The 20951-nt window shown below is 54.4% G+C and carries 20 protein-coding genes; 6 read left to right on the forward strand and 14 right to left on the reverse strand.

Translation table 11 applies throughout. From position 1 onward, the window contains the following. Window positions 1–47: 47 nt before the first annotated feature. Window positions 48–188 (reverse strand): protein YjjY, encoded by a 141-nt coding sequence (gene yjjY, locus IB214_RS20665; protein ID WP_001541509.1) that lies wholly within the window; start codon window positions 186–188, stop codon window positions 48–50. Between the two features lie 95 nt (window positions 189–283). Between yjjY and arcA the strand changes: the two genes are divergently transcribed. Then, a complete protein-coding gene (gene arcA, locus IB214_RS20670) occupies window positions 284–1000 on the forward strand; it encodes a two-component system response regulator ArcA (RefSeq protein ID WP_001194359.1) in 717 nt (238 codons plus the stop codon). A gap of 60 nt (window positions 1001–1060) precedes the next feature. Here arcA and creD read toward each other — a convergent pair whose 3' ends face one another. Genes creD through creA form a run of 4 tightly spaced genes read right to left on the reverse strand, consistent with a single transcriptional unit; the run spans window position 1061 to window position 5064 of the window. After that, window positions 1061–2407: a cell envelope integrity protein CreD gene (creD, locus tag IB214_RS20675; protein WP_115259515.1), complete on the reverse strand. Its 1347-nt coding sequence runs from the start codon at window positions 2405–2407 to the stop codon at window positions 1061–1063. A 57-nt stretch (window positions 2408–2464) separates the two neighbouring features. After that, window positions 2465–3889: a two-component system sensor histidine kinase CreC gene (gene creC / locus IB214_RS20680; RefSeq protein ID WP_117342346.1), complete on the reverse strand. Its 1425-nt coding sequence runs from the start codon at window positions 3887–3889 to the stop codon at window positions 2465–2467. Then, entirely contained in the window at window positions 3889–4578 is a 690-nt protein-coding gene (gene creB / locus IB214_RS20685) for a two-component system response regulator CreB (protein WP_096758387.1), read from the reverse strand. Before creB ends, creC begins: the two co-directional genes overlap by 1 nt. Before the next feature lie 12 nt (window positions 4579–4590). Beyond that, window positions 4591–5064, reverse strand: coding sequence for a protein CreA (creA, locus tag IB214_RS20690; RefSeq protein ID WP_096758388.1), 474 nt, complete (start codon window positions 5062–5064; stop codon window positions 4591–4593). Window positions 5065–5275: 211 nt separating this feature from the next. On the opposite strand from creA, the gene robA reads away from it, so the two are divergent. Further along, the gene (gene robA / locus IB214_RS20695; RefSeq protein ID WP_096758389.1) at window positions 5276–6145 is read left to right on the forward strand and encodes an MDR efflux pump AcrAB transcriptional activator RobA; all 870 of its coding nucleotides are present in this window, start codon (window positions 5276–5278) and stop codon (window positions 6143–6145) included. Here the strand turns inward: robA and gpmB are convergent. Beyond that, the gene (gene gpmB / locus IB214_RS20700) at window positions 6142–6789 is read right to left on the reverse strand and encodes a 2,3-diphosphoglycerate-dependent phosphoglycerate mutase GpmB (protein ID WP_096758390.1); all 648 of its coding nucleotides are present in this window, start codon (window positions 6787–6789) and stop codon (window positions 6142–6144) included. The two genes, robA and gpmB, sit on opposite strands and share 4 nt — an antisense overlap. Window positions 6790–6841: 52 nt before the next feature. On the opposite strand from gpmB, the gene yjjX reads away from it, so the two are divergent. Further along, window positions 6842–7357 carry an inosine/xanthosine triphosphatase gene (gene yjjX / locus IB214_RS20705; RefSeq protein WP_096758391.1) on the forward strand — a complete coding sequence of 172 codons (516 nt, stop codon included), beginning with the start codon at window positions 6842–6844 and terminating at the stop codon, window positions 7355–7357. Window positions 7358–7406: 49 nt separating this feature from the next. Here yjjX and trpR read toward each other — a convergent pair whose 3' ends face one another. Together trpR and sltY are read right to left on the reverse strand one after the other, a co-directional pair. Further along, window positions 7407–7733, reverse strand: a complete 327-nt coding sequence (gene trpR, locus IB214_RS20710; protein WP_096758392.1) for a trp operon repressor — start codon at window positions 7731–7733, stop codon at window positions 7407–7409. A gap of 88 nt (window positions 7734–7821) precedes the next feature. After that, window positions 7822–9759, reverse strand: a complete 1938-nt coding sequence (gene sltY, locus IB214_RS20715; protein WP_117342347.1) for a murein transglycosylase — start codon at window positions 9757–9759, stop codon at window positions 7822–7824. A 331-nt stretch (window positions 9760–10090) separates the two neighbouring features. Between sltY and ettA the strand changes: the two genes are divergently transcribed. Next, complete coding sequence (ettA, locus tag IB214_RS20720) at window positions 10091–11758, forward strand: energy-dependent translational throttle protein EttA (protein WP_096758394.1); 1668 nt, start codon at window positions 10091–10093, stop codon at window positions 11756–11758. 101 nt (window positions 11759–11859) lie between these two features. Here ettA and nadR read toward each other — a convergent pair whose 3' ends face one another. The 3 genes from nadR to serB form a co-directional block, all read right to left on the reverse strand. Further along, on the reverse strand, window positions 11860–13092 hold the full coding sequence (gene nadR, locus IB214_RS20725; RefSeq protein ID WP_117342349.1) for a multifunctional transcriptional regulator/nicotinamide-nucleotide adenylyltransferase/ribosylnicotinamide kinase NadR: 1233 nt from the start codon (window positions 13090–13092) through the stop codon (window positions 11860–11862). A 142-nt stretch (window positions 13093–13234) separates the two neighbouring features. After that, on the reverse strand, window positions 13235–14617 hold the full coding sequence (radA, locus tag IB214_RS20730) for a DNA repair protein RadA (RefSeq protein WP_117342350.1): 1383 nt from the start codon (window positions 14615–14617) through the stop codon (window positions 13235–13237). Window positions 14618–14628: 11 nt separating this feature from the next. After that, window positions 14629–15597, reverse strand: a complete 969-nt coding sequence (serB, locus tag IB214_RS20735) for a phosphoserine phosphatase (protein WP_117342351.1) — start codon at window positions 15595–15597, stop codon at window positions 14629–14631. A 115-nt stretch (window positions 15598–15712) separates the two neighbouring features. Here serB and IB214_RS20740 point away from each other — a divergent pair, with 115 nt between their 5' ends. Continuing rightward, window positions 15713–16354, forward strand: coding sequence for a YtjB family periplasmic protein (locus IB214_RS20740; RefSeq protein WP_096758398.1), 642 nt, complete (start codon window positions 15713–15715; stop codon window positions 16352–16354). Between the two features lie 22 nt (window positions 16355–16376). Continuing rightward, complete coding sequence (lplA, locus tag IB214_RS20745; protein WP_117342352.1) at window positions 16377–17393, forward strand: lipoate--protein ligase LplA; 1017 nt, start codon at window positions 16377–16379, stop codon at window positions 17391–17393. Window positions 17394–17478: 85 nt separating this feature from the next. Here lplA and deoD read toward each other — a convergent pair whose 3' ends face one another. The 3 genes from deoD to deoA form a co-directional block, all read right to left on the reverse strand. After that, window positions 17479–18198 (reverse strand): purine-nucleoside phosphorylase, encoded by a 720-nt coding sequence (gene deoD, locus IB214_RS20750; RefSeq protein ID WP_000224864.1) that lies wholly within the window; start codon window positions 18196–18198, stop codon window positions 17479–17481. Between the two features lie 99 nt (window positions 18199–18297). Further along, on the reverse strand, window positions 18298–19521 hold the full coding sequence (deoB, locus tag IB214_RS20755; RefSeq protein WP_117342353.1) for a phosphopentomutase: 1224 nt from the start codon (window positions 19519–19521) through the stop codon (window positions 18298–18300). A 51-nt stretch (window positions 19522–19572) separates the two neighbouring features. Then, window positions 19573–20895 carry a thymidine phosphorylase gene (gene deoA / locus IB214_RS20760; RefSeq protein ID WP_115259523.1) on the reverse strand — a complete coding sequence of 441 codons (1323 nt, stop codon included), beginning with the start codon at window positions 20893–20895 and terminating at the stop codon, window positions 19573–19575. Between the last annotated feature and the right edge of the window lie 56 nt (window positions 20896–20951).

The following is a 20951-nucleotide window of genomic DNA, read 5'->3' on the forward strand; positions in this document are numbered from 1 at the left end:
TGTCAACGAAGCGTAGTTTTATTGGGTGTCCGGTACGTCTTAGCCTGTTATGTTGCTGTTAAAATGGTTAGGATGACAGCCGTTTTTGACACTGTCGGGTCCAGAGGGAAAGTGCCCACGACCAAGCTAATGATGTTGTTGACGTTGATGGAAAGTGCATCAAGAACGCAATTACGTACTTTAGTCATGTTACGCCGATCATGTTAATTTACGACATGCATCAGGCAGGTCAGGGACTTTTGTACTTCCTGTTTCGATTTAGTTGGCAATTTAGGTAGCAAACATGCAGACCCCGCACATTCTTATCGTTGAAGACGAGTTAGTAACACGTAACACGTTGAAAAGCATTTTCGAAGCGGAAGGCTATGATGTATTCGAGGCGACAGATGGCGCGGAAATGCATCAGATCCTCTCTGAATATGACATCAACCTTGTGATTATGGATATCAATCTGCCAGGTAAAAACGGTCTTCTGTTAGCGCGCGAACTCCGCGAACAAGCTAACGTTGCGCTGATGTTCCTGACGGGCCGCGATAACGAAGTCGATAAAATTCTCGGCCTCGAAATCGGCGCGGATGATTACATCACCAAACCGTTTAACCCGCGTGAACTGACTATCCGTGCTCGTAACTTGCTGTCCCGTACCATGAACCTGGGCACGGTCAGCGAAGAACGTCGTAGCGTCGAAAGCTACAAGTTCAATGGTTGGGAACTGGACATCAACAGCCGTTCTCTGATCGGTCCTGACGGCGAGCAGTATAAACTGCCACGCAGCGAATTCCGTGCCATGCTTCACTTCTGTGAGAATCCGGGCAAGATCCAGTCTCGCGCAGAACTGCTGAAAAAAATGACCGGTCGCGAACTGAAGCCGCATGACCGTACCGTTGACGTGACTATCCGTCGTATTCGTAAGCATTTCGAATCTACGCCGGATACGCCAGAAATCATCGCCACCATTCACGGTGAAGGCTATCGTTTCTGCGGCGACCTGCAGGATTAATCTCATCCTTGCGGGAACAAAAACGGCGCGTAAAGCGCCGTTTTTCATTTTATCTCCACCCTACTTCCACAAACGAAATTCATCGTTTTCCACGGGTTGCGTCTCTTTTGCTTTGGGCCGAGCCAGTGCGTGCCAGTCAAGATGACGCGTCAGGAACATAATCCCGCACAGTGCCAATAACAGCACGCCGGTTCCCAGTAGCAAAGAACTGTCCTGCGAACGCAGTAACACCCACATCACCCCGTCCAGTGCCAACAGCGCCAGGGTGAACAGAATACTGTTACGCCACCCTTGTAATACCGCCTGTAAATACACGCCGTTCATCAGGGCACCAATCAGGCTGGCAATAATCCACGCCGCGGTAAAACCAATATGTTCTGACAGTGCCAGCAACAGCAGATAAAACATCACCAGCGATAACCCTACCAACAGATACTGCATGGGGTGCAGGCGAAGACTGGTCATACTCTCAAGCACAAAGAAAGACATAAAAGTCAGTACGATCAGTAAGATGGCATACTTCGTTGCTCTGTCGGTCAGCTGATATTGATCGGCCGGTGTAGCTACCGCCACGCTAAACGCTGGCATTCCCTGCCAGCCAATTTTTTCCCCATCAAAACGATCACCGAGGTTATTGGCAAACCAGCTGCTTTGCCATTGGGCCGTAAACCCTGATGCACTAACTTCACGCTTCGTGGGCAAAAAATCCCCCAGAAAATTGGGATGCGGCCAGTTACTGGTTAGGGTCATTTCGCTGTTACGTCCAATGGGGACAACGGAAAAATCCCCGGTACCGTTCAGATTAAGCGACAGCGCCAGACTAAGGTTTTGCTTCGTCCATTCCGCATCCGGCAGCGGAATGTGGATCCCCTGCGCACGCCCATCAAGCCCCGTTCCCGGCTCAACGGCCAGCGACGTCCCGTTAATCTGCGGCACTTTCACCACGCCAATCCCGCGTGCGTCGCCGACGCCAACCACAATAAACGGTTTCCCTAACGTTATATTAGGGTGATGCAATTCACTCAGCCGTTCCGCATTGAACTCCGCGTTCAACGACACATCGTTATGCCAGACCTGGCCCTCATAAATGCCGACTTTACGTCCTTCAACATTTTGATTGCCCTCAACCATCAACGACTCCGGCAGCCAGAAATGGATATAGCTGCGCTTTTGCGAGACTTCTTTACCGTCTTCCAGCGAGGTATAAAGTTCGGTCACGGGGATAGCAATTAGCGGCCCAACTAACTTCTGCGGCCCACTGGTACTCTGCCGGATAGCATCTTCGACCTCATTACGGTAATCCGATCGCTCAACGATTATCTGCCTGACCATCGTCAGAGGAATTAACAGCAACAGCATGGCGCCACCTAAGGTGACGATTTTCCAGAACAGGGGGGATTTCAACATAGCGTTCTCCTTTGCAATGACGACAAGGTAGAACGGCTATGTGCGCAGAATTTGAAGTTATGTGAAGTGACGGTGAAGTGTGAACGACGCCTGTACTCCGCCTTCGGGGCGATTACTCAGTGTCACATCGCCGTCAAACAGACGGGCAACTTCGCTGACAAACGCCAGCCCCAGACCGCTGCTCTTGTGACCATTCTTGCGGGGCAGTGAATAAAATCGTTCAAAAATGCGCGGTAACGCAAAATCAGGGATCCCGCTGCCGCAGTCCGTCACCTGCAATGAGACCTTTTCTCCTTGCTGCTGCGCACTCAGGACAATGGTCCCCTGTTCAGGGGTAAAGTCGATGGCGTTATCCAGCAGATTACCCATGGCCTGCTCCAGCAGCGCAGGTTCAGCCGCAACCACCCATGATGAGGGCACAATGTTGAGCGTGATATGTTTAGCAGCCAACTGGACGCTACGCGACTCGCGCAACTGAGCAAACAGTACATCAACCGCAACGGGCGTAAACGCAACATCCTGCCGGTTTTCCAGCCGCGCCTGGCGCAACAGGGTTTCGACCAGTGCCTGCATACGCGCATTTTGCGTCAGAATATTTTCGGTAAAACGTGCCACCACGTCAGGTGGCGGCCCTTCACGTAAAATCTCCGCCGCGCCACGAATAGCCGCCAGCGGGCTTTTCAGTTCATGGGTTAAGGCATACACATACTGCTCAATGTAATTCTTACCCTCCAGCTTCAGGCGCATACTTTCCAGCGCCTGCGCCAGTTTTCGCAATTCACTGCTGCCTAAATCCGGTAACGCGACGGGCCGATTCTCCGTCACCGAGTCAGCATAGCGCGCCAGCCGGGCAATAGAGCGGTTGATCCACCATACCATTCCCACGCCAATCACTAATGCGATCCCCAGCAACACCGCGCTCGCCCACAGCATCCGCCGCTCGCTGCGTTTAATTACCGGTGCCATTGCCGCATTGGGCTTCCCGACGCTAAGCACCCCAATAATGCGCTCACCGTCGATAATCGGTGCCGCAACGTACATCACCGAGCTTTCCGGGTCAGCCGGATTTTGCAGCGTACTGCGCGCACCATATTGCCCGCGCAGCGTTAACCACACGTCGTTCCAGCGGGAATAATCTTCCCCTACTGCTTTATTGGCGGAATCAAACAACACCTTGCCCTGAGCATCTGTCATGTAGACGTGATACTCATTGCGCACTTTGTTAATGCCGCTGATGTTGGCACGAAAAGGGCGGTTATGCAGTTGCGAGAAGGCCTGCGCCAACTTGCCGTTGGCAGCAGAGCCAGAGAGTACGTCGTCGCGTGCCAGCGCCGCTAACAGCGTGGCGGTGTCAATCAGCGTGCCTTCGGTGGCCCGGCGTACGCCAGGTTTAATCTCCTGCACAAAAATAGACAGAACAAACCAGGCGGCAACGGCGACAATCAAAAAGTAGCCCAGCAGCAGTCGCATGCCAATGCGCATCAGGCGTTCCTCAGGCTGTATCCCATCCCGCGATGCGTGTTAATCGGCGAGAGATCCGGATTAATAGCTCGCAGTTTGGCGCGCAGTGTTTTGATATGCGTGTCCACCGTTCTGTCGTAGGTATCCTGCGCATCGGCCCAAACTAAATCCATCAGTTGCTGGCGCGAGTAGATACGCCCCGGCGACATCAGCAAGGTTTTCAGCAACAGGAACTCATAGCGCGTCAGGTTTAACGGACAGCCAAACCACGCAATCTGCGCGGCGGGTTCATTGAGTTCAAAATTGCCAAAACGCGCTGCCGATGGCGGTGCTGCAAATTTCCTCACCCGCCGCAGCAGCGTGCGCACTCGGGCGCACACCTCGCGCGGCGAGAAGGGTTTGGCGACGTAATCATCCGCGCCGATCTCCAGACCTAACAGGCGGTCCACTTCATCGCTGCGGGCGGTCAGAAAAAGAACCGGCAGCGCCGGGTGGCGCTCCAGCAGACGTCGGCACAGTTCAAAACCGCTGATATCAGGCAGTCCGACGTCGAGGATTATCGCATCCGGGCATCGCTGACGCGCGCTTTCCAGCACCGGCAGTCCACGCTCAAACGCCTCCACGCTAAAACCTTCCTGTTGCAGCATGTAGATAAGCGTATCCGCGATACCCTGCTCATCCTCAACCAACCAGATCAACGCCTGTTGCATTTTGCTTCCTTGTTACTGCCGCCACGGCATGATGGGCACCGCGCTGATGGCATTTTTCGGCGAACCGTCGACAACCTTGTCGGAATAGGCCAGATACGCCAGCGTGTTGCGTTTTTCATCATAAAAACGCACCACCTGTAATGATTTAAACACCAGCGACGTCCGTTTCTTAAAGACGACTTCGCCCTGCGCTTTACCGTTCTTGATTCTGTCGCTTAGCTCAACCGGCCCCACTTGCTGGCAGGAAATGGCGGCATCGGAGGTATCTTCAGCCAGCCCTAACCCGCCCTTAATGCCGCCGGTTTTTGCGCGGCTAACATAGCAGGTCACGTTGGTTACATCGGGATCGTCAAACGCTTCGACGACGATTTTATGATCCGGTCCAAACATTTTAAATACCGTATCGACAGAACCAATCTGCTCCGCATGGGCCACCTGCGCCAACAACAGCAAAATTGAGGAAATGACTAAGCTCTTATATTTCATATTGTTACCATTTTTAAAAGTTGCCCTGAGCAATTATTCAACATTCTAAAATAAAATGTATACAGATCACAGGATTACAATAATCACGCTTTCGTATGTCCGAAAACAGCATTTATGAGCAAAAAAAACACTGAATGCTAAAACAGCAAAAAATGCTATTATCCTCTTACCTGACGTCAGGTACTCGCTGTTGAAAGGATGAGGATATTTTATGGATCAGGCTGGCATTATTCGCGACCTATTAATCTGGCTGGAAGGTCATCTGGATCAGCCTCTGTCGCTTGACAATGTGGCGGCAAAAGCAGGCTATTCCAAGTGGCATCTGCAGAGAATGTTTAAGGACGTGACGGGCCACGCTATTGGTGCCTACATCCGCGCCCGTCGTTTATCGAAGTCCGCTGTGGCGCTACGCCTGACTGCGCGTCCGATTCTGGATATTGCCCTGCAATACCGTTTTGACTCTCAACAGACGTTTACCCGTGCGTTCAAAAAACAATTCGCTCAGACGCCTGCACTGTACCGCCGCTCGCCGGAATGGAGCGCTTTTGGTATTCGCCCACCGATGCGACTCGGGGAATTTGCGATGCCAGCGCATCAGTTCGTGACGCTGGAAGACACGCAGTTGCTCGGCACCACGCAAAGCTACTCTTGCTCGCTGGAACAGATTTCCGACTTCCGTCATGAAATGCGTATTCAGTTCTGGCGCGACTTCCTGAGCCAGGCTCCTGCCATTCCGCCGGTGCTGTACGGACTCAACGAAACGCGTCCGAGTTTTGAAAAAGATGACGAGCAGGAAGTCTTCTATACCACCGCACTCACGCCGGAACAGGCCAGCGGCTATGTACCGTCCGCGCAGCCAATCCTGTTGCAGGGCGGCGAATATGTCATGTTTACCTATGAAGGCCTGGGAACGGGCGTGCAGGAATTTATTCTGACAGTGTATGGCACCTGTATGCCAATGCTGAACCTGACCCGTCGTAAAGGTCAGGATATAGAGCGATACTACCCGGCAGAAGATGCCAAAGCAGGCGATCGCCCTATTAACCTACGCTGCGAATTCCTGATTCCTATTCGCCGTTAACGCTGTAGCTCATCCAACGCAGGGGCGTCCAGATGCGAGATGTCCCCTGCCGTTTCGACCACCCAACCCGGCGCAAGCCATAAACTTTCCTGATAATCGACGCGGGAAATCGAGCAGTTGCGCAGACGCAGCCGACGCTCAGCCCAGGCGGGCAGTCCCAGAATCGTACTCACCAGGCAACCCAGCGCAATACCGTGGCTTACCAGCAATGGGCGGCTCCCTTGCGGCAGTTCCAGACAAGATGCCAGCGCGGCGTTAACACGATCGGCCAGTTCCTGCATGGATTCCCCATCCGGAATACGACCATCAACCGTGCCGTTGACTAACTGGCGACGCCAGCCCTCTTCCTCTGGCGTCAGAGAGTCGATGTGGCGCTTTTCCAGCACCCCCATATTCAGCTCGCGCAGGCGGGCGTCGAAGGTGATATCACAGCCACACGCCTGGGCGATGATTTCTGCGGTGCGTCGTGTACGACCTAAATCGCTACTGATGACGTGAGTAATGCCAAGCGAGCGGGCGCGTTCGCCAACCTGCATAGCTTGCTGTTCACCTTTAGCGGTCAGCGGGCTGTCTGACTGGCCTTGAATACGTCGCTCGGCGTTCCACTGCGTTTCACCGTGGCGAACAAGGTATACCTGTAACATGCGTTTTTTCCGTTATACTGCGATGCGATGAATTTTCAAACTGAGCTTAATTATGCACAAGGTTATCTCTGCGACCACCAATCCTGCCAAAATTCAGGCAATTCTTCGGGCATTTGAAGAGATTTTCGGTGAAGGATCCTGCCATATTGAACCCGTCGCCGTCGAGAGCGGTGTGCCGGAACAACCTTTTGGAAGTCAGGAAACGCGCACTGGCGCACGAAATCGCATAGATAACGCACGCCGCCTGCATCCGCAGGCCGATTTCTGGGTGGCCATTGAAGCCGGCATTGACGATGACGCGACCTTCAGCTGGGTGGTGATTGATAATGGCGTTCAGCGCGGTGAAGCGCGTTCCGCTACGCTGCCGCTGCCGGCGGTGATTCTCGACAGAGTCCGTCAGGGAGAAGCGCTCGGTCCGGTGATGTCACAGTACACTGGCATTGACGAGATAGGCCGTAAAGAAGGGGCGATTGGCGTGTTTACCGCCGGGAAGTTAACCCGTGCTAGCGTCTATCACCAGGCGGTGATCCTGGCGCTCAGCCCGTTCCATAACGCGGTGTATCGGTAATTATTTGCGCTACGTTGTAGGCCTGATAAGCACAGCGCCATCAGGCAATTCAATCTTTTCCGAGCAGCACCTGTTCCAGCCACTGACGCAGCTCGACCGGCGCAGTTTTGAGGCTATTGGACCCACGCGTTATGGTCGCAATACCGGCCCCAAGCTCGTTTTTCAACTCGCGTTGGCTCATCTCGCCGCGCAGCAGTTCTTCAATAATGCGCACGCGAGTCCCCAGCGCTTCGCGCTCATCAGGCGTTAACATCAAATTGAGCAATGGCTGGTGTAAATCTTGCTCATAAGCGTGTTTAAGCAGGTCGACAAAACGTAACCACTCCTGGTGACGCTGTTCTGCCATCTCTGCTGAATAGGGTGATTGCTGAGTCATAAGATATCGCCATCGTTGCGGGGGAGGCGCGATTGCCTCCCCCTTTGTACTCTTTAACGAGTACGATAGCATAACACACTCACCACGATCAGTAACGGCGTTGCCATTCTGCGTCGTTCATCAATTCCGGCTTATCACCGAGGAAGTAACGATAGTAGGCATCGTAAGCCAGCACGTTTTTCACGTACCCACGGGTCTCGGAGAACGGGATGCTTTCTACAAAGGCCACCGCGTCAATGCGCCCTGCACTGTTGCCAAGCCAGGTACGAACGCGGCCCGGTCCGGCGTTATAGGCTGCTGAAGCAAAGATGCGGTTATTGCCAAACTGTTGATACACATACTGTAAATAGCTGGTGCCGATGTTGATATTGGTCTCAGGATCCAACAGCTGATTAGGACTGCTGTAACCCGGAATCGAGAACATCTTCACTGTATGCGTCGCCGTACCCGGCATAATTTGCATCAACCCGCTGGCACCCACCGGCGATTTTACCTTCGGGTTCCAGGCACTTTCCTGACGGGCAATGGCCATCGCGTAGCTTGGCTGAATGTCTTTCCCGCTGGTGTAACGGGTAAACAGATCTTTGTAGGCCAGCGGGAAACGCTCTTCCAGATGATCCCAGAGTTTGCCAGCGATCGTGGCCTGCACGCTCAGATCCCACCAATGGTTGTTAAACGCATAACGCGCCAGCTGCGCCTGCTCAGACTTGGTGCGGCTGGTGACCAGATTCGCCCACTCGCTGCGCGCGGTGTTGTCCATGTTCCAGTACATCAACTCACGTACGCGCGCCATCTCCGGTCCCTGCGTCAGGGCAGCGTCAACATCCGCAGGCGCTTTGTCGATTTTCAGCGTGTATTCTTCACCAAGGCGCTGTGCTGCCACCATCGGATAGAAGCCACGCTGCTGCATCAGCGCATGCAGGATCTCTTTCGCTTCGGCGTCACGTCCGCGCTCCAGCAGCAGATCCGCCTGCCAGTAACGCCATTCATCTTTTTCCTTCGCGTCCATCGGCAGACGCGCCAGCCAGGTATTCAGCCCTCGACGATCGCCAGTTCCCAGCGCCATCCGCACGCGGCGCTCCACAAGCGTGGTGGATTGTGAGCGCATAATCGCGTCATCGCGCCATTTGGCCTGCTCGTCAGTAACGTCGTTGCCCATCAGACGCCAGGCGACGATATCGCGCAGCTCCTGAGTTTGATCGTCATTTAACTGCTGCGCCTGCGCCAATGAAGGGATCATCAAACGTGCATTTTCCGCGTCCTGACGCGCTACGCTGGCAAACGCCACCGCCGCCATCTGACGGGTAAAATCCGTAGCGCCGGTGGTGCGCGCAAACGTCATCACCGAATTAGGGTTATTTGCCAGTGCAATAATCGCTGAAGCAATGGTCTGATAATCCGCTGGCATTTGTCCGGCCAGCGCGGTAACCAGTCCGGTATTACCCGCCTTCATCGCCAGGCGAATACGTTCAAGATACGCTAACGGATCCTGAGTCCCCGATGCCCGCCATACGCCGAATAATTTGTCACAGGCGTTAGGCTGACTCTTCCCGGTCAGCCAAAGATCTTTTGCACCTTGCCAGGCTTCTTCGGCCTGCCCGGTACTCCATTTCGCATAGTAGTAATTACATTGCGCTTCGGTGGTGCCGGGCTTATCCGGGCTGAATGCTAACAACCCTCGCCAGTCTTCCCGACGTGCCAATTCGTTCACGAAGCGCGATTGCAACGTGCGTGCAGGCGGCAGCGTTGGATTAGCGCGCACAAAATTGGTGACGGTAACGGTGGGCTGATTCATCAGATCGTCAGTAATCTGGCGATATTCAAGGTAGGGATACAGAGGGTAGCTTTTCAGGCCCGGCATCATCTGCTCGACGATGTCCATCTGCCGGTTATCCCAGGCCTGCTTAATTTGTGCATAGCGATTGCGCTGTTCATCCAGAGAATCCGCTCGCGCCACTTGACTGATCGTCAGCAGACATACGCTGGCTGCCAGCAGGCGCCAGGCTACGTGTTTGGCTTTGTCCACAAGCTCTTCCTCTTATCGTGTTACGACTGTGCAGCATCATGCCGCTTAATAGATTCATGCTAATCAGACATTGCAGAAAGTGCCACGTTCCGGACACTTTTTTACTTTTGTTGCGAGTGAGATCTGCTGGCTGGGATTGAGCAATGAAAAAGGCTACACTTCGCCTTTGATAACTATTCATCACCCTACTCAAAATCATTCTGGCTGCATCAAGGCGGCAAGAGAGAAAATCCCTGCAAGCATAGATAGCTATGTGACCAGGGTTTTCGAATGCAGCCAACACAGAGGCAGCCTGAAGGATGAAGAGTATATAAAAGAGGCGAAGTCCAACGTGGCTCAATTCGTTTATACCATGCATCGTGTCGGCAAAGTCGTTCCGCCGAAACGTCATATTCTTAAAAACATCTCTCTGAGCTTCTTCCCGGGTGCCAAAATCGGTGTACTCGGTCTGAACGGCGCGGGTAAATCCACCCTGCTGCGCATCATGGCCGGTATTGATACCGACATCGAGGGCGAAGCTCGTCCACAGCCGGGCCTCAAGATCGGTTACCTGCCTCAGGAGCCGAAGCTGAATCCGGAACATACCGTGCGTGAGTCCGTTGAAGAAGCGGTCGCCGACGTGGTTAACGCCCTGAAAGGCCTGGATGAAGTGTACGCGAAGTACGCCGAGCCGGATGCCGACTTCGATAAGCTTGCCGCACAGCAGGGTAAATTCGAAGAAATCATTCAGGCACACGACGGCCACAACCTGAACGTACAGCTGGAGCGCGCCGCTGACGCACTCCGTCTGCCGGACTGGGATGCCAAAATTGAGAAGCTGTCCGGGGGTGAACGCCGCCGCGTCGCGCTGTGCCGCCTGCTGCTGGAAAAACCAGACATGCTGCTGCTCGACGAACCGACCAACCACCTGGATGCTGAATCCGTGGCATGGCTGGAACGCTTCCTGCACGACTTCGAAGGGACCGTGGTGGCAATTACCCACGACCGTTACTTCCTCGATAACGTGGCTGGCTGGATCCTGGAGCTTGACCGCGGTGAAGGTATTCCGTGGGAAGGTAACTACTCTTCCTGGCTGGAGCAGAAAGATCAGCGTCTGGCGCAGGAAGCCTCTCAGGAAGCTGCTCGCCGTAAATCCATTGAGAAAGAGCTGGAGTGGGTACGCCAGGGTGCAAAAGGCCGTCAGTCGAAGGGTAAAGCCCGTCTGGCACGCTTTGAAGAGCTCAACAATACCGAATACCAGAAGCGTAACGAAACCAACGAACTGTTTATCCCACCAGGACCTCGTCTGGGCGATAAAGTCGTTGAGGTTACTAACCTGCGTAAATCCTACGGCGACCGCGTCCTGATCGACGACCTGAGCTTCTCGGTACCGAAAGGCGCTATCGTCGGGATCATCGGTCCGAACGGCGCAGGTAAATCCACCCTGTTCCGCATGCTCTCCGGTGAAGAACAGCCAGATAGCGGCACCATTGAACTGGGTGAAACCGTGAAACTGGCCTCCGTTGACCAGTTCCGTGACGCAATGGATAACAGCAAAACCGTGTGGGAAGAAGTATCCGGCGGGCTGGATATCATGAAGATCGGTAACACCGAAATGCCAAGCCGCGCTTACGTAGGCCGCTTCAACTTCAAAGGTGTTGATCAGGGTAAACGCGTCGGCGAACTGTCCGGTGGTGAGCGTGGTCGTCTGCACCTGGCGAAGCTGCTGCAGGTTGGCGGCAACATGCTGCTGCTCGATGAACCGACCAACGACCTGGATATCGAAACCCTGCGCGCGCTGGAAAACGCCCTGCTGGAGTTCCCGGGCTGCGCAATGGTTATCTCGCACGACCGTTGGTTCCTCGACCGTATCGCCACCCACATTCTGGATTACCAGGATGAAGGCAAAGTCGAGTTCTTCGAAGGTAACTTTACCGAATACGAAGAGTACAAGAAACGCACGCTGGGCGCAGATGCGCTGGAACCGAAGCGTATCAAGTACAAGCGTATTTCTAAGTAATTGCCGTTAAGTGCCGGATGGCGCTGTGCGTGTCCGGCCTACGAGGTGAGTGCAACTTGTAGGCCGGACAACGCGTTTACGCCGCCATCCGGCATTAAAATCTATCCCTGCTCACCCATCAATTCTTTCACCAGCTCCACGCAGCGCAGGAAGCGGCCGTCATAGTCAGGCTCCTCGACGTGGACAAAATCGATGTTATTTTCCTGCAGCATTTCCACCAGCAGCGACTGAAACGCCTTCCGGTCAACCGAACTGCCCAGACTGCGTAGTCCATCTGCCACCCACGGCGTGTTATTTTCCAGCAGAATCACCAGGTCAAAGCGGTACTCGTCGATCAGCGCCTGCACAAACGGGTGCTCACGCCCTTCGTACTTTTTACAGAACGCCTGCGTCGTGACAAAGTCGGTGTCGATAAATGCCACTTTATTAGCATATTTAACTGCAAAATCAATGTATTGCGCTTGTCCAAGCGCGATTTTATCGTAATCGGAATACTGCAGAGCCATCTCATCGCCGCCCAAATGGGAGAAGACGTAATCACGGCCATATTCCCACGCACTGGTGGTGTTGAAGATATTGGCGAGTTTGTTCACCAGCGTCGATTTCCCGCTCGACTCACCGCCAAGGATCGCCACGGTGCGCACGAAAAACGGCTTCACCTCGGTGGGGATATACTCCCAGTAGCGAAACGGGTTTTCACGGATTTGCCCACCGCTGATGCTCATGAATGTGCGCCTGGGATCGACCAGCACCGTTTCGATTCCCAGATGTTCCAGATACTGCGGCGCATCGGCTTCTTCAGAGGTGTAGATCCAGTTTGGTTGGATCCCTTTCTCCTGCATAAACGTTTTTATGCCGTTACTCCAGACATCCCAGCCGTGCGGATAGGGCTCCATGCCTTCTTCATTAAAGGCATGAATACGGATATTTTTCTGATATTTGAAGGTTTGCAGCAGCCAGCGAAGACGGTCAGAAACTGTGGGCTGCTGTGACATGGCGCTGTCTTCAAACAGGCTACGGTCGCGCGTTTCATCATAGCCCATGATGATATGCAGCTCGTCAACCTGGCTACAGGCGCGCTGGATCAGATAAATATGCCCGGTATGCAGCGGATAAAACTTACCGAATACCACACCGATATTTTTCTGCTGACGGGGAAACTCAAGCCCGAGAAAACGGTGCAGCGCCTCCAGCTTTTGCGCGCTGGGGCTTTTGATTTTGGCATTCAGCAGTTGGCTTAAATATCCCTTGGTCATACCACTGGCATCCGCCACCTGTTGCAAGGTACAGCCCTTTTGCTTAATGGCGGTTTTGAGATAGTCGAACGATGACACAAGAGCCTCCTGCTGGAAAAATCGCGTAACACTGCCTGATGGCGCTTCGCTTATCAGGCCTACAGGGTGAAACAAATAATTACCCTATGGATTTCTGGTGGCAGCCAACACACCTGCCGACAGAAAGACGACGGGTAATGAATTATAAGTCGTCAAACACGTTTAACGCATCCGCGAGCTTTTTAACGCCAAAAACCTGCATTCCTTCCGGCACCTTTTTCGGCACATTGGCGGCAGGGACAATCGCCCGACGGAAACCGTGCTTCGCCGCTTCAGAAATTCGCTCCTGGCCGCTGGGAACCGGGCGAATCTCCCCCGCCAACCCCACTTCGCCAAAGACCACGAGATCGTGCGGTAGCGGCCTGTCGCGCAGGCTGGAAACCATCGCCAGCAGTAACGCAAGATCGGCACTGGTTTCGGTGACTTTGACGCCGCCAACCACGTTAACGAACACGTCCTGGTCAGACATTTGCAGGCCGCCGTGACGGTGCAACACTGCCAGCAAGATCGCCAAACGGTTTTGTTCCAATCCGACTGCTACGCGCCGAGGATTCGCCATCATCGAGTGATCGACCAGCGCCTGAATCTCCACCAGCAGTGGACGCGTCCCTTCCCAGACCACCATCACCGAGCTGCCGGAGGTCACTTCATCGCCACGGCTTAAGAAAATAGCGGAAGGGTTACTGACTTCGCGCAGGCCCTGTTCGGTCATGGCGAAGACGCCAAGCTCATTCACCGCACCAAAGCGGTTTTTATGGCTACGCAGGGTACGGAAACGAGAATCCGCATCGCCGTCAAGCAGCACCGAGCAGTCAATGCAGTGCTCCAGTACTTTTGGCCCAGCCAGAGAGCCATCTTTGGTGACGTGACCGACCATGACAATCGCCACGCCGCGCGTTTTAGCAAAGCGCGTCAGGTATGCGGCGGTTTCACGCACCTGCGCCACGCTGCCCGGCGAAGACTGAATATCCGCCATGTGCATCACCTGAATGGAGTCGATGACCATCAGCTTTGGCTGCTCTTCCTCTGCAATCAGGCAAATCTGCTCAATGCTGGTTTCTGACAGCATATTCAGATTTGCCGTCGGCAGACCGAGTCGATGGGCACGCATCGCCACCTGTTGCAGCGATTCTTCCCCGGTGACGTACAGGGTCTTCATCTGCTCGGCAAGCTTGCACAGCGTTTGCAGCAGCAGGGTGGATTTCCCGGCGCCTGGATTACCGCCGATCAGAATGGCACTGCCGGGCACCACACCGCCGCCCAACACGCGGTCAAACTCTTTAAAACCGGTAGAAAAACGCGGCAGCTCTTCCAGACTGATATCCGCCAGCTTTTGCACCTTAGCGATGCCTGCATTACCGGCATAGCCGCTGAGGCGCTCGTTACGCGCCACCGTCGGTGACGCCGCAAGACGCACCTCGGTGATGCTGTTCCAGGCCTGACAGGCGCTACATTGCCCCTGCCAGCGCGGATAATCGGCCCCGCATTCATTACATACAAAGGCGCGTTTAGGAGCTTTTGCCACGTTTTACCTCGTTATTTCTGGTTCATGCTGCCGGAGAGAATGCAGAACACCCCCATCAGGTCAGCGTGACGGATAGTAATCTCCGTCTTTTCATTCACTTTCGGCTTAGCATGGTAGGCGATCCCCAGCCCTGCCGTTTTGATCATCGGCAGATCGTTAGCGCCGTCGCCAATCGCCACCGTTTGCGTCATTGGGATTTCATATTCCTGCGCCAGTCGGGTCAGGGTGGTGGCCTTGTACTGAGCATCGACGATATCGCCAATCACGTTGCCGGTAAATTTCCCGTCCATGATCTCCAGCTCGTTCGCCACAACCGCCGTCAGGCGCAGCTTTTCGCGAAGATATTCAGCAAAGAAGGTAAAGCCACCGGAGGCTATCGCGACTTTCCAGCCCAGCGTTTCCAGCTTCAGCACCAGTTGCGTTAAGCCGGGCATCAGCGGGAGATTTTCACGTACCTGCATCAAAATATTGGCATCCGCACCCTTCAGCGTGGCGACGCGGCTGCGCAAGCTAGCGGTAAAATCCAGCTCCCCGCGCATCGCGCGTTCCGTCACTTCTGCGACCATCTCGCCGGTTCCGGCCAGTTTAGCGATTTCGTCAATGCACTCGATCTGGATCGCCGTCGAATCCATGTCCATCACCAGCAGGCCTGGCGTGCGCAAATGCGGGATTTTCCCCAGCGGGGCAACATCCAGTTTGGCATCATGCGCCAGTTTTGTTGCCCGCGGCGTTAACGATCCCGCGAGGCGAATCACCTGATAATCCTCGACGCACCAGGCCGCCACAATCACCATCGCCGCCCCCAGTTTGCTCTGGTATTGCGTTAAGCGTTGTTTATCCAGCCCATGACCATACAGCAGCCAGCCGCTACGGCCCGCGTGGTAATCCAGTGGCATCACTTCATCACCACTTAAAGAGAGGGGCAGACCTGGCCACAGAGAGACATCTTCAGGTAGATCGCACCAGGTAATGTTAGGCATTAAAGCTCCTGTAAAATCGTTCGGGTCGGAATCATCAGGGGAAAATAACGCATGAGGCTACCCTGTAACCAGCGCTTCTGGCAACATTAAGTCTCAAATTTTCAGCAGGTGGAATATGGCTCGCGCAAAACTGAAATTCCGACTTCATCGTGCAGTGATTGTATTGTCCTGCCTCGCGCTGCTCGTCGCCCTGATGCAGGGCGCGTCGTGGTTTAGTCAAAACCATCAACAGCAGCGAAATCCGCAGCTGGAAGAGCTGGCCCGCACGCTGGCCCGCCAGGTTGCGTTAAACGTCGCGCCGCTGATGCGTACCGAAACGCCGGATGAAAAACGCATCGCTGTCGTGCTGCGCCAACTCACCGACGAGAGCCGTATTCTCGATGCCGGTGTCTATGATGAACAGGGCGATCTCATTACGCATGCCGGTGAGAGCGTGAATGTTCGCGACCGGCTGGCGCTGGACGGTAAAAAAGCCGGGGGCTATTTTAATCAGCAAATTGTCGAACCCATTCAGGGCAAAAATGGTCCGCTGGGCTACCTGCGCCTGACGCTGGATACCCACACCCTTGCCACCGAGGCCAAACAGGTGGATAACACCACCAACATTCTACGCCTGATGCTGCTCCTGTCACTGGCGATTGGCGTGGTATTAACCCGGACATTACTGCAAGGTAAGCGCACCCGCTGGCAACAATCGCCGTTCCTGCTGACCGCCAACAAACCGGTGCAGGAAGAAGACAGCGAGAAAAAAGAGTAATTCACCAGGAAGGAAATCAACCATGACCACATTACGCCTGCTTATCTCCGACTCTTACGATCCGTGGTTTAATCTGGCGGTTGAAGAGTGCATTTTTCGTCAAATGCCCGCCACGCAGCGCGTGCTGTTTTTATGGCGCAACGCCGATACGGTGGTCATTGGCCGGGCGCAAAACCCGTGGAAAGAGTGCAATACCCGACGCATGGAAGAGGATAACGTCCGGCTGGCTCGCCGTAGCAGCGGCGGCGGCGCGGTGTTTCACGATCTCGGTAATACCTGCTTTACCTTTATGGCAGGCAAACCGGAATACGACAAAACCATCTCCACCACTATCGTACTCAATTCCCTGAACGCGCTGGGCGTCAACGCTGACGCCTCCGGGCGTAACGATCTGGTGGTCAAAACGGCCGAAGGCGATCGCAAAGTTTCAGGTTCGGCGTATCGAGAAACTAAAGATCGCGGGTTCCACCACGGTACGCTGTTGCTGAATGCCGACCTCAGTCGTCTCGCGAATTACCTCAACCCTGATCAGAAAAAGCTTCAGGCGAAGGGGATCACCTCCGTGCGTGGTCGGGTCGCGAATCTGGTTGAACTGCTGCCTGAGATCACTCATGAAAAAATCTGTGAAGCCGTGACCGACGCCTTTTTCCAACACTACGGCGAACGCGTAGCGGCTGAAATTATTTCCCCGGATAACACGCCGGATCTGCCCAACTTCGCCGAAACGTTTGCCCGCCAGAGCAGTTGGGAGTGGAACTTTGGTCAGGCCCCTGCCTTCTCTCATCTGCTGGATGAGCGTTTTACCTGGGGTGGCGTCGAGTTACATTTCGACGTGGAGAAAGGCCATATCACCCGCGCGCAGGTCTTTACCGACAGCCTCAATCCCGCGCCATTAGAAGCGCTGGCGGGCAGCTTGCAAGGGTGTCTGTATCGGGCGGACAGGCTGCAACAGGAGTGCGAGGCGTTGATTGGCGATTTCCCGCAACAGGAAAAAGAGCTACGAGAACTGTCGGCGTGGATAGCGAGCGCGGTACGCTAATAAAAAAGCCCGCTGGCGCTGTGCTTAGCGGGCCTACAAAACCGTAGGCCGGGTCAGGCGAAGCCGCCTCCCGGCACTAAAGATATTACTCTTTATCGCCCAGCAGCACGGATTCCAGCGCGATTTTGATCATGTCGTTGAAGGTCGTCTGACGTTCAGCAGCCGTGGTCTGCTCGTGAGTACGGATATGATCGGACACGGTGCAAATGGTCAGCGCTTTCGCACCAAACTCAGCCGCAACACCGTAGATACCCGCCGCTTCCATTTCCACGCCCAGCACGCCGTATTTTTCCATCACGTCGAACATTTCGCCGTCCGGCGAGTAGAACAGGTCAGCGGAGAACAGGTTGCCCACGCGCGCGTCTACGCCCAGCGCTTTGGCCGCATCAACAGCATTACGCACCATGTCGAAGTCAGCAATAGCGGCAAAGTCATGATCTTTAAAGCGGATACGGTTAACTTTGGAGTCGGTGCAAGCACCCATTCCAATCACCACGTCACGCAGTTTGACGTCCATACGCACAGCACCACAGGAGCCTACGCGGATGATTTTCTTCACGCCGAAATCGGTGATCAGTTCTTTGGTGTAGATGGAGCAGGATGGGATACCCATACCATGACCCATGACGGAGATCTTACGGCCTTTGTAAGTCCCGGTGAAACCTAACATGCCGCGAACGTTGTTCACTTCACGGACATCTTCGAGGAAAGTTTCAGCAATGTGCTTCGCACGCAGCGGGTCGCCAGGCATCAATACGACGTCAGCGAAATCACCCATTTCTGCATTAATATGTGGAGTTGCCATCTTTTATCCTTATTTCGTTGTTATTGCCTGATGGCGGCTACGCCTTATCAGACCTACAAAACCGTAGGCCCGGTAAGCTTGCGCCACCGGGCAATTGCATTACAGCATGTTTTTACCGTAGTCCATCGGCGACGTACCAAAGTAGCTCGCCAGCGTCTGACCGATATCCGCGAAGGTTTCGCGGTGACCCAGTGAACCCGGTTTAACTTTCGGGCCATAGATCAGCACCGGAATGTGCTCACGCGTGTGGTCAGTGCCCGGCCAGCTTGGGTCACAGCCGTGGTCAGCGGTCAGGATCAGAATGTCATCTTCACCCACCAGCTCCATCAGCTCAGGCAGGCGGCGGTCGAACAGCTCCAGGCCTGCGGCATAACCGGCGATATCGCGACGATGGCCCCATGAGGAGTCGAAATCGACGAAGTTGGTGAAAACGATAGTCTCGTCACCGGCTTCTTTCATCTCTTTGATGGTGGCGTCAAACAGCGCGTCCAGACCGGTCGCTTTCACTTTTTTAGTGATACCGCAGTTCGCGTAAATGTCGGCAATTTTACCCACAGAAACAACGTGGCCATTTTTCTCGTCGACCAGCTTCTGCAGAACGGTCGCCGCTGGCGGTTCTACAGCCAGATCGTGACGGTTACCGGTACGCTGGAAGTTACCCGCTTTATCGCCAACAAACGGACGGGCGATCACGCGACCAATGTTATAGCCGCCTTCGGTCAGTTCTTCACGGGCGATTTCGCACAGCTCGTAGAGTTTATCCAGACCATAGGTCTCTTCGTGACAGGCAATCTGGAACACGGAGTCAGCGGAGGTATAGAAAATCGGCTTGCCGGTTTTCATATGCTCTTCGCCCAGTTGGTCCAGAATCACCGTACCGGAAGAGTGGCAGTTGCCGAGGTAGCCCGGCAGGTTGGCACGCTTAACCAGCTTGTCCAGCAGCTCCTGCGGGAAGCTGTTTTCATGATCGGAGAAGTAACCCCAGTCAAACAGAACTGGCACACCGGCGATTTCCCAGTGACCAGACGGCGTGTCTTTGCCGGAAGAGAGTTCATGCGCCCATGCGTAGGCACCGATCACTTCTGCATTACCGTCCATTCCGGCGGCAATTTTACCTGTAGAACCTTCGTGAGCTTTCACCAGGCCCAGACGGGTCAGGTTAGGCAAATTCAGCGGACCTTTGCGACCATTGTCAGCTTCGCCTTTCGCACAGGCTTCTGCAATATGCCCCATAGTATCGGCGCCAACATCGCCAAAGCGGTCAGCGTCTTCAGTCGCACCTATACCAAAGGAGTCCAGCACCATAATAAATGCACGTTTCATCTTGTTCTCCATACATCTGCGCCGCAAAAAAGCGATCAGATCAGTATACAGTTATTCGGTTATACGACGATAGACTGTCGGTGTAATTTCTGGCGCTTTGTCGTCAAGACTGATTGCCGCTTTGACCGCTTTCGCCGCTTCCTGCCAGCTGGCTTCATCTTTGGCATGGATCACCGCCAGCGGACGCTGCCCGTCTACGCTGTCGCCCAGACGCGCCATGTCGCTAAAGCCGACGCTGTAATCAATGGTGTCCGATGCCTGACGACGACCGCCGCCCATGGAAACTACCGCCATCCCCAGCGCACGGGTATCCATTGCGCTAACAAAACCTTCGGTATCAGCATATACCGCTTTGCTGAGCATTGCCGTCGGCAGATACTTCGCATAATTTTCCACGAAGTCGGTCGGACCTTTTTGCGCCGCGACCATGCGACCAAAAATTTCCGCCGCTTTACCGTTATCCAATACCGCCTGCAGCTTGGCGCGGGCTTCGGCATCGTCTTTCGCCAGTTTGCCGGAGATCAGCATTTCCACACTCAGCGCCATGGTGACGTCTAACAAACGTGGATTGCGGTATTCACCGGTCAGGAACTGCACGGCTTCGCGGACTTCTACTGCGTTACCGGCGCTGGAAGCCAGCACCTGGTTCATATCGGTTAACAGTGCGGTGGTACGCACGCCTGCCCCGTTCGCCACGCCGACAATTGCTTCAGCAAGGGCTTCTGAAAGTTCGTAGGTTGGCATAAAGGCGCCGCTACCAACTTTCACGTCCATGACCAGCGCATCCAGCCCTTCCGCCAGCTTTTTCGCCAGGATCGAACCGGTGATCAGCGGAATGGAATCCACCGTCGCGGTAATGTCGCGGGTGGCATAAAAACGTTTATCCGCCGGTGCGAGCGAGCTGGTTTGCCCAATAATCGCCACACCCACGTCTTTAATAATTTCACGGAAACGCGCGTCATCCGGGAAGATGTCAAATCCCGGGATCGCTTCCAGTTTATCCAGCGTACCGCCGGTATGACCCAGACCCCGCCCGGAAATCATCGGAATATAGCCGCCGCATGCTGCGACCATTGGACCTAACATCAGTGACGTTACGTCACCCACACCGCCGGTAGAGTGCTTATCCACAATCGGGCCGTTCAGCTGCAGACTCTTCCAGTCCAGCACGGTTCCTGAATCACGCATTGCCATGGTCAGCGAAACACGCTCAGGCATTGTCATATCGTGGAAGAAAATGGTCATCGCCAGGGCGGCGATTTGCCCTTCAGAGATGGTGTTGTCGCGAATACCGTTAATAAAGAAACGAATTTCTTCATCACTCAGCGCATGACCATCACGTTTTTTACGAATAATTTCTTGTGCGAGAAACAAGGGAACCTCCCGATTATGGGCCGGGTAAGCAATGCGCCACCCGGCAAGTCGTATTC

Source organism: Citrobacter sp. C1, assembly GCF_014596895.2.
GTDB classification, from domain to species: domain Bacteria; phylum Pseudomonadota; class Gammaproteobacteria; order Enterobacterales; family Enterobacteriaceae; genus Citrobacter; species Citrobacter gillenii.

Coding starts and splice junctions, on each gene's coding strand:
- robA (WP_096758389.1), top strand. CDS start 5,276: ATGGATCAGGCTGGCATTATTCGCGACCTATTAATCTGGCTGGAAGGT.
- creA (WP_096758388.1), bottom strand. CDS start 5,064: ATGAAATATAAGAGCTTAGTCATTTCCTCAATTTTGCTGTTGTTGGCG.
- lplA (WP_117342352.1), top strand. CDS start 16,377: ATGACCACATTACGCCTGCTTATCTCCGACTCTTACGATCCGTGGTTT.
- deoD (WP_000224864.1), bottom strand. CDS start 18,198: ATGGCAACTCCACATATTAATGCAGAAATGGGTGATTTCGCTGACGTC.
- deoB (WP_117342353.1), bottom strand. CDS start 19,521: ATGAAACGTGCATTTATTATGGTGCTGGACTCCTTTGGTATAGGTGCG.
- creC (WP_117342346.1), bottom strand. CDS start 3,889: ATGCGCATTGGCATGCGACTGCTGCTGGGCTACTTTTTGATTGTCGCC.
- creD (WP_115259515.1), bottom strand. CDS start 2,407: ATGTTGAAATCCCCCCTGTTCTGGAAAATCGTCACCTTAGGTGGCGCC.
- arcA (WP_001194359.1), top strand. CDS start 284: ATGCAGACCCCGCACATTCTTATCGTTGAAGACGAGTTAGTAACACGT.
- IB214_RS20740 (WP_096758398.1), top strand. CDS start 15,713: ATGGCTCGCGCAAAACTGAAATTCCGACTTCATCGTGCAGTGATTGTA.
- creB (WP_096758387.1), bottom strand. CDS start 4,578: ATGCAACAGGCGTTGATCTGGTTGGTTGAGGATGAGCAGGGTATCGCG.
- yjjY (WP_001541509.1), bottom strand. CDS start 188: ATGACTAAAGTACGTAATTGCGTTCTTGATGCACTTTCCATCAACGTC.
- serB (WP_117342351.1), bottom strand. CDS start 15,597: ATGCCTAACATTACCTGGTGCGATCTACCTGAAGATGTCTCTCTGTGG.
- yjjX (WP_096758391.1), top strand. CDS start 6,842: ATGCACAAGGTTATCTCTGCGACCACCAATCCTGCCAAAATTCAGGCA.
- trpR (WP_096758392.1), bottom strand. CDS start 7,733: ATGACTCAGCAATCACCCTATTCAGCAGAGATGGCAGAACAGCGTCAC.
- gpmB (WP_096758390.1), bottom strand. CDS start 6,789: ATGTTACAGGTATACCTTGTTCGCCACGGTGAAACGCAGTGGAACGCC.